Origin of the sequence: Mycobacterium sp., assembly GCF_052145595.1 — a bacterium.
Lineage (GTDB): Bacteria > Actinomycetota > Actinomycetes > Mycobacteriales > Mycobacteriaceae > Mycobacterium.
The window spans coordinates 1-7,345 of record NZ_JBKQOI010000297.1; the positions used below are offsets into that span (position 1 = coordinate 1).

The 7,345-nt window shown below is 66.3% G+C and carries 6 protein-coding genes and 1 pseudogene; all 7 read right to left on the reverse strand.

The window, feature by feature from the left end:
- Positions 1 to 147, reverse strand: a pseudogene (locus ACLP4W_RS25330) (IS30 family transposase); the annotation flags it as partial.
- 98 nt (positions 148 to 245) lie between these two features.
- Positions 246 to 1,667: an acyl-CoA carboxylase subunit beta gene (locus ACLP4W_RS25335; RefSeq protein WP_442390139.1), complete on the reverse strand. Its 1,422-nt coding sequence runs from the start codon at positions 1,665 to 1,667 to the stop codon at positions 246 to 248.
- Between the two features lie 33 nt (positions 1,668 to 1,700).
- Positions 1,701 to 2,954, reverse strand: coding sequence for a 3-oxoacyl-ACP synthase KasB (gene kasB, locus ACLP4W_RS25340; RefSeq protein WP_442390140.1), 1,254 nt, complete (start codon positions 2,952 to 2,954; stop codon positions 1,701 to 1,703).
- A gap of 27 nt (positions 2,955 to 2,981) precedes the next feature.
- Positions 2,982 to 4,232: a 3-oxoacyl-ACP synthase KasA gene (gene kasA / locus ACLP4W_RS25345; protein WP_442390141.1), complete on the reverse strand. Its 1,251-nt coding sequence runs from the start codon at positions 4,230 to 4,232 to the stop codon at positions 2,982 to 2,984.
- A complete protein-coding gene (gene acpM, locus ACLP4W_RS25350; protein ID WP_442390142.1) occupies positions 4,229 to 4,576 on the reverse strand; it encodes a meromycolate extension acyl carrier protein AcpM in 348 nt (115 codons plus the stop codon). The genes kasA and acpM overlap by 4 nt, the downstream gene beginning before the upstream one ends.
- Positions 4,577 to 4,666: 90 nt before the next feature.
- Entirely contained in the window at positions 4,667 to 5,587 is a 921-nt protein-coding gene (locus ACLP4W_RS25355) for an ACP S-malonyltransferase (RefSeq protein ID WP_442390143.1), read from the reverse strand.
- 140 nt (positions 5,588 to 5,727) lie between these two features.
- Complete coding sequence (locus ACLP4W_RS25360; RefSeq protein ID WP_442390144.1) at positions 5,728 to 7,044, reverse strand: PucR family transcriptional regulator; 1,317 nt, start codon at positions 7,042 to 7,044, stop codon at positions 5,728 to 5,730.
- Positions 7,045 to 7,345 lie beyond the last annotated feature (301 nt).

Sequence of the window (7,345 nt, forward strand, 5' to 3'; positions counted from 1 at the left end):
CGGTCTCACTCCGCCAGCGTCAGCAAACCAGGCCCGACCGGTGTGTACCGACACGCCGACAGCCAACCCGGCCTCGGCGGCCGACATCCCCGACCGAATGTGATCCCAGAACTGATGAACAACCCACGGCCACGCCTTGCGATACACAACAACCTCCAGTTAGGTGGCTGTTGCAATCACCCCTAGAGCCCAAGGCGGTTTTTGGGGGGTTTTACGTCTGCTCGCGGTAGGAAACGCGGAAGGAACTACAGCGGGATGTTCTTGTGGCGGCCGCGGCGCGCCGGCGCCTGCGCCAGTGCCTCGGTGAGCCTGCTGCGGGTGTGCGCCGGGTCGATCTTCTCGTCGACCACACCGATCTCGATGGCGCTGTCCACGCCGCCCGCGATCCGCTCGTGCTCGGCGGCCAGCTGGTCGTGCAGCGCTTCGCGCTCGTCCTCCGGCGCGGCGGCCAGCTTCTTCTTGTGCAGGATCCCCACGGCGGCCTTGGCGCCCATCACGGCGACCTCGGCGTCTGGCCAAGCGAAGACCTTGGTGGCGTTCAGCGACCGTGAGTTCATCGCAATGTAGGCCCCGCCGTAGGTCTTTCGGGTGACCAGGGTGACGCGCGGAACGGTGCACTCGCCGAACGCGTGCAGCAGTTTCGCGCCGCGGCGCACCACGCCGCCCCACTCCTGGTCGACGCCCGGCAGGTAGCCGGGGACATCGACAACCACCACCAGCGGGATCCCGAACGCGTCGCAGAGCCGCACGAAACGTGCTGCCTTCTCGGCGCTTTCGGAGTTCAGGCAGCCACCGAGGCGCAGCGGGTTGTTGGCCAGCACGCCGATGGTGCGGCCGGACAGCCGGCCCAGCCCGACCACCATGGACGGCGCCCAATTGGCCTGGAACTCGTCGAACGGCGTCTCGTCGTCGAGGATCGCGGTCACGATCGGATGCACATCATAGGCCCGCCGAGACGACTCGGGCAGCAGCGCGTGGATATCGGTGTCACCCGCCTCGGCCCTGCCGCGGTCGAAATGTCCTTGCTGGCAGAACAATCCGACCAGCCGGCGACCGCGCGCGTAAGCGTCGAGTTCGTCGTCGGCGACGATGTGGCACACCCCGGATTTCTTGTGGTGGGTCTCCGGACCACCGAGCGCCGCCATGTCGACGTCCTCGCCGGTGACGCTGCGCACCACGTCGGGCCCGGTGACGAACACCCGGCTTTCGGGCGCCATCACGACGACGTCGGTCAGTGCCGGCCCGTAGGCGGCGCCGCCGGCGGCGAAACCGACGACCACCGAGACCTGCGGGACGTAGCCGGATGCGCGAATCATGGCCTCGAACACCAAGCCCACCGCGTGCAGAGCGCGGACGCCTTCGGCGAGCCGGGCCCCACCCGAGTGCCAGATGCCCACGATCGGGCTCTGCTCCTCGATGGCGGTGTCATAGGCGTTGACGATGTGCGTGCAACCCTCGAGGCCCATGGCACCACCCATGACGGTGCCGTCCGTACAGAACGCGATGGTGCGCACGCCGCTCACGGTGCCCGCCGCGGCAAGCACACCCGAGCGGTCACGCTCGTGCAGGAGCTCCACGGTGCCGTCGTCGAAGAAATTGCTCAACCGCAGCAGCGGGTCGCGGGGGTCGAGCGATTCGCCAACCGACGAGGGGGCCATGATCGTCATCGCAGGTCTCCTGTTTCCGGTGTTGCTCGGGTTTTAGTACCGTCCGAAGGCGATCGCCACGTTGTGACCGCCGAATCCGAACGAGTTGTTGACCGCATACCGGTAATCACCAGGTCGCGGCTTCCCCGCCACCACATCCACGTCGATCTCTGGATCGAGGTTTACGAGATTCAGTGTCGGCGGGACCACCTGGTCCCGCAACGCGAGCACCGTCAGGATCGACTCTACCGCACCGACCGCGCCCACCGAGTGGCCGAGGGCAGCCTTGGGTGCGTACACCGCCGGCTTGTTGCTACCGAGGGCGTTGTTGATGGCCTTGCCTTCGGCCACGTCACCGACCTGGGTGCCGGTGGCGTGGGCGTTGATGTGATCGATGTCGTCGGGAACCAGGCCCGCCAGCTGAATCGCCCGCGACATCGCATGCCCGGCGCGTTCCCCGTTGGGGTCGGGCGCCACCATGTGAAAGCCGTCCGAGGTGATGCTGGCCCCCATGATCTGGGCCAAGATGTTGGCGCCACGAGCCTTGGCGTGCTCCTCGGTCTCGATCAACATCAGGGCGCCGGCCTCGCCGAACACGAAGCCGTCGCGGTCCTTGTCGAACGGGCGACACGCACCGGCGGGGTCGTCGTTGTTGGTGGACATGACGATGCGCATCTGGGCGAACGCGGCGATGGGCACCGCCTCGATCCGTGTTTCCACGCCACCGCAGATGGCGGCGTCGGCTTCACCGAGCACGATCTGCTGCCACGCACGGGCGACGGCCTCGGAGCCCGACGCGCACGCCGACACCGTCGTCAGCACTCCGGCTTTGGCGTGCCGTTCCAGGCCGACGGCCGCCGCGGCACCGTTGGGCATGTACTTCTGGACGGATAGCGGAGAGACCGCCTTCATGCCGCGAGTGCGCATGTCGTCGTAGCCGAAGACCAGTTCCTCGGACGAGCCGAGGCCGGTGCCGAGAGACACCATCAATCGGTTGGTGTCCACCTCGGGCGAGCCGGCGTTCTCCCACAGGCGCCGGCTTATAACGGTGGACATCTTTTGCAGGTAGCCCATCCGACGCAGCTCGACGCGCGTCAGCTGATGGTCGAATTCCTCCAGTAAGTGCCCCCCGATGCGGACCGGCAGGTCGAACTCCTCGACAAACGGATCGTTGAGCGTACGGATCCCGCTCTGACCGTCGAGCAACAGGTTCCACGTCTTCTCCGCGTCGGTGGCGAGTGCGGTGGTCATGGCAATACCGGTGACGACCACATTGGGAAAGGCTTTCCCCGTAACCAGCTCCGTCATTGGTGTTGCTAACGTTCCTTCCGTGCTTTAGTAGCGCCCGAAGGCGAGCGCCACATTGTGGCCGCCGAATCCGAACGAGTTGTTGATCGCATAACGGATATCGCCGTAGCGGGGTTCGCCCGCGACAACATCAAGGTCGATCTCGGGATCGGGGGTCTCGTAGTTCAACGTCGGTGGGATGACACCGTCCCGAAGGGTCAGCACCGTGAGAATCGATTCAAGCGCGCCGACCGCACCGATGGAGTGGCCGAGCGCCGACTTCGGCGCATACACCGCGGCGTGCTCGCAACCGGCGACCCGGATGGCGTTGGCCTCGGCGCTGTCGCCGATCGGCGTGGCCGTCCCGTGCGCGTTGACGTGCTCAACGTCCTTGGGGGACAAGCCCGCCAGCTCCAGCGACCGGGTCATCGCCCTGCCGGCGCGCAAGCCGTCCGGCGCGGGCGCCACCATGTGGAAGGCGTCCGAGGTGATACCGGCACCCAGCAATCGGGCCAGCGGCTTGGCGCCCCGGGCTTTCGCGTGCTCCTCGGTCTCGATCAACATCAGGGCGCCGGCCTCGCCGAACACGAAGCCGTCGCGGTCTTTGTCGAACGGACGCGAGGCACGCTCCGGCTCGTCGTTGCGGGTCGACATGGCGCGCATCATCGAGAACGCCGCGATGGGCAGCGCCTCGATGGGGCCCTCCACACCTCCGCAGACGGCGACGTCGGCGTCACCCATGACGATCTGGCGCCATGCGTGAGCGATCGCCTCCGAGCCCGACGAGCAGGCCGACACCGGAGTTATCACCCCGGCGCGGGCCCCGAGCTGCAATCCCACCACTGCTGCGGCCCCGTTGGGCATGATCATCTGAACCGCGAGCGGGGACACCTTGCGGGGCCCGCCCTCGTTCATCAGGTCGTAGCTCTCCACGATCCGCTCGGCGCCACCCAGACCGGTGCCCACCACAACGGAGAACCGGTCCGGGTCGACCTCAGGGCTGTTTGCCGACTCCCACAACTGACCGCTCAACAACTTGGCCAGGCGCTGGACGTAGGACATGCGCCGCATGTCCAGTCGCCCCATGTGGATATCGACGGACTCCTTGAGGTGGCCGCCGATCTTGACGGGCAGGTCCCATTTGGTGACGAAGTCGTCTTCGAGGACGCGGATGCCGCTTTCGCCGGCCAGCAAGCCCTTCCACGTGCTCTCGATGTCCGGCGCAAGTGATGTCGTCGCCGTGACGGCGGTTACCACAACGCTGGGGTAACCGCCATTAGCAGTGGAAGGCTTGGTCACTTGCTTTCCGCTTCCAGCCTCGCCTTGACGTTGGCCACGGCGTCGGGGTTCTCAGACTCGAGCTTGGCCCGCAGCGCGGCGGCGGCCTCGGGGTCTTCTTCCTCGAGCTTCTGGATGTAAGTAACGACGTCACCGACGGTACGCAGACCGGCGAGGTCCTCGTCGGGGATCTTGACGCCGTACTTGTCCTCGGTCTGCACGGCGATCTCGACCATCGACAGCGAGTCGATGTCCAGGTCGTCGACGAACGACTTCTCCGGGGTGACCTCGGACGGCTCGATACCGGTTACCTCTTCAATGATCTCGGCAATACCGGCGATGATTTCTTCTTGAGTGACGGCCACAGCCTTTTCCCTTCGTAATGTGTTGTGTGCAAATCGGATTCGAAGTGCTTCGTAGACCACTATGTGGTTGTTCCTGGCACAAGCGGGCAGTTACAGGTCCGCCAACTCGTCCAGATCTGCGGGTGATTTGACGGCACGGGCCGTAACTCCCCGAAGTTCGCGTTTGGCGATACCGGTGAGAGTGCCCGCGGGGGGGAACTCCACGATCGCCTTGACGTCGTGCTCACGCAGCGTCTCGGTGCACAGGTCCCAGCGCACCGGCTGGATCAGCTGGGCGACGAGTGTGTCCATCGCCGCGGCCGCCGAGGTGACGGGCTTCCCGTCGCGGTTGGACAGCAGCGTGGCGGTGGGCTCGCCGGTCATGACGGCGGCGGCCGCTGCCGCGTAGCCGTCCAGAGCCGGGGCCATGTACTTGGTGTGGAACGCTCCGGCGACACCGAGGGCGCGCACCCGGGCCTTGGTCGGCGGGTCTTCGGCGAGCTTTTCCAACGCGTTGAGCGGGCCCGCGGCGACGATCTGCCCGGCACCATTGCGGTTGGCGGGGAACAGGTCGAGCTGCTCGAGGCGGCTCAGCACCTCGGCCTCGTCACCGCCGAGCACGGCGGACATGCCGGTCGGCTCGATGGCGCAGGCCTTGGCCATTTCGGCACCGCGCGTGGCGGCCAGCGCGACGGCGTCATCGGCGGCCAGCACACCGGCGATCGCGTAGGCCGCGATTTCGCCGACGGAGTGACCCGCCACGATGAATTTTTCGCCGAGCTCCGCGCGCTCGAGCAGGCCCCGCTTGGTCAGCTCCTGATAGGCGAGCAGCGTCGTTGCGACGACCAGGGGCTGGGTGACCGCGGTGTCGGTGATCTCTTCGGTCGACGCGGTGGTCCCCAGCCGGGCCAGGTCCAGGCCGCTGGCCTTCGACCACAGCGCCAGCTGGTCCGCGGCCCCCGGCAGCTCCAGCCAGGGCGACAGCATCCCCTCGGTCTGCGAGCCCTGTCCAGGCGCAAGCAATGCAATCACGTGTCTAAGAGAACACTGTGGAAACGGTTTTGGCGGGTGTAACAGATTATGAACCTCGTCTTAGGTTTTTGTATATACCTTACAAAACAGCTCTGTAAGCTACACGTTTGATACCGTGCCGCGATCTGTTGCCTAAATCACTATCGGCCCCAAGGGGCCGCGACAGCGCCCCTGACCGGCAAGGGAACCTGCGTTATGGCGCTGCTGCCAACACTAGAGGGACTCGTGGGGTAATTGAGCTGACCCACCGTCGCCGCCACACGCAGCACATACGCATCACGGGGCTGAGTGGGATCGCGGCCGGTGAAGTCGGTGATGCGCTTGAGGCGGTATCGCACGGTGTTTGGATGAACGAACAACTTGCGGGCGCAGGCTTCAATGGCGCCGCCAGAATCTAAGAAAGCATCAAGGGTCTCGACGAGGGTGGGTCCGGCGTCGGCCAGCGGGCCCATCACGTCGGTATGCAATGCGACAATCGCAGACGCGTCTCCCATCAAGGCACGTTCGGGCAGCAGTTCCCGTGCCAGCACCGGCCGCGGCGCACCACGCCAGCCGGCCACGGCGTTCATCCCGGATATCGCCTCGCTTGCGCTGTGGTAGGCCGCGGTCAGCATGGGCGCCGTGGGTCCGATGACCACCGGGCCGTCGGAAAACGCGTTCAGCAGACCACCCAGGAATTTATCGGTCAGCGACAAATGGCCCGACACGATCGCCACCAGCCAGGTGCCGTGCACGTCGGTCAGCGCCGCCCGGCCGTGATGCGCGGCGACGTCACGGACGTCCTGGCTGGCCCGCTGACTGTCGACCTGACCATTTGCGCCGTCGCGGCTGGGCGCGGGGATCCCGACCACGACCGTCGCGGGCGCGGTGGTGTCCCAGTTCAGGGCGGCCGCATGCGACAGCAGCTCGGGCCCGGTGTCACCGCGTACCACCGCGTCGACGACGCTGGCCTCCATCCGGCTGTCCCAGGTGCCTCGCGCTTCGGCCGCGTCCGCGTAGGCCGAGGCGAAGCTGAACGCAAGGTCGCGGCTGTACTTCAGGATGCCCACCGTCAGGGCGGTCAACTGCTCTTCGTCGCGAGCCAGCAGCGGCACGACTTCCTCGAAGAACTCCATGGTCACGCGCACCATGTCCACACTGTGGCGCAACGCGATCCGGCGGGTAAGTTCATGGGGAACCAGTTCGAAGGCCTTCGCCGTGTAGCTCACGTTGCTGTGCGGGTCGTGCATCCACTCAACGAAGTTGACGACAGCCGTCTGCACGACCAGCGCCACGCTGGCCCGCTGCGATGCCTCCAGGTCGGCGAAGAACGGCAACCGCTCCTGCATCGCCGAGACGGCCTGGGTGGCCAGCCGACCGGAGTACTGCTTCAACCGTCGCAGCAGGGATTCGGGCACCGTGTCCAGCAGTTCGAGCGCCGACCTGGGTTGGTCGGACGCAAACTGGTTGTCATTCACCCCTAAAACGTACGCTGGTTTTCTGGAACCTTCCGCCAAGGCAGGGCCCGGATCTTAAGGATGCCTTATGGCGGCAGCTTCCCGAACGTGAAGCTGGTTTCACACTCGGCGGCGAGCGTGAGGCTGGCTTCACACTCGCCCGGCGGGGTGTGCGGCAGCCTCCTCCTCCGGCGCGGGTGTTATGCGCCGGGGCCGGGGTCAGAAGTCTGCTCGGGGGCGGCCTGCACGTCGTCGATGCGGTACTGGCGGGCGGCCGCGACCGGCACCGACGGGTCGATTTCACCGTCGCGCGCCAGCGCCT

Bases quoted from the DNA above. Each gene is read 5' to 3' on its own strand.
- kasB (WP_442390140.1), bottom strand. From the start codon at position 2,954: ATGACGGAGCTGGTTACGGGGAAAGCCTTTCCCAATGTGGTCGTCACC.
- ACLP4W_RS25335 (WP_442390139.1), bottom strand. From the start codon at position 1,667: ATGACGATCATGGCCCCCTCGTCGGTTGGCGAATCGCTCGACCCCCGC.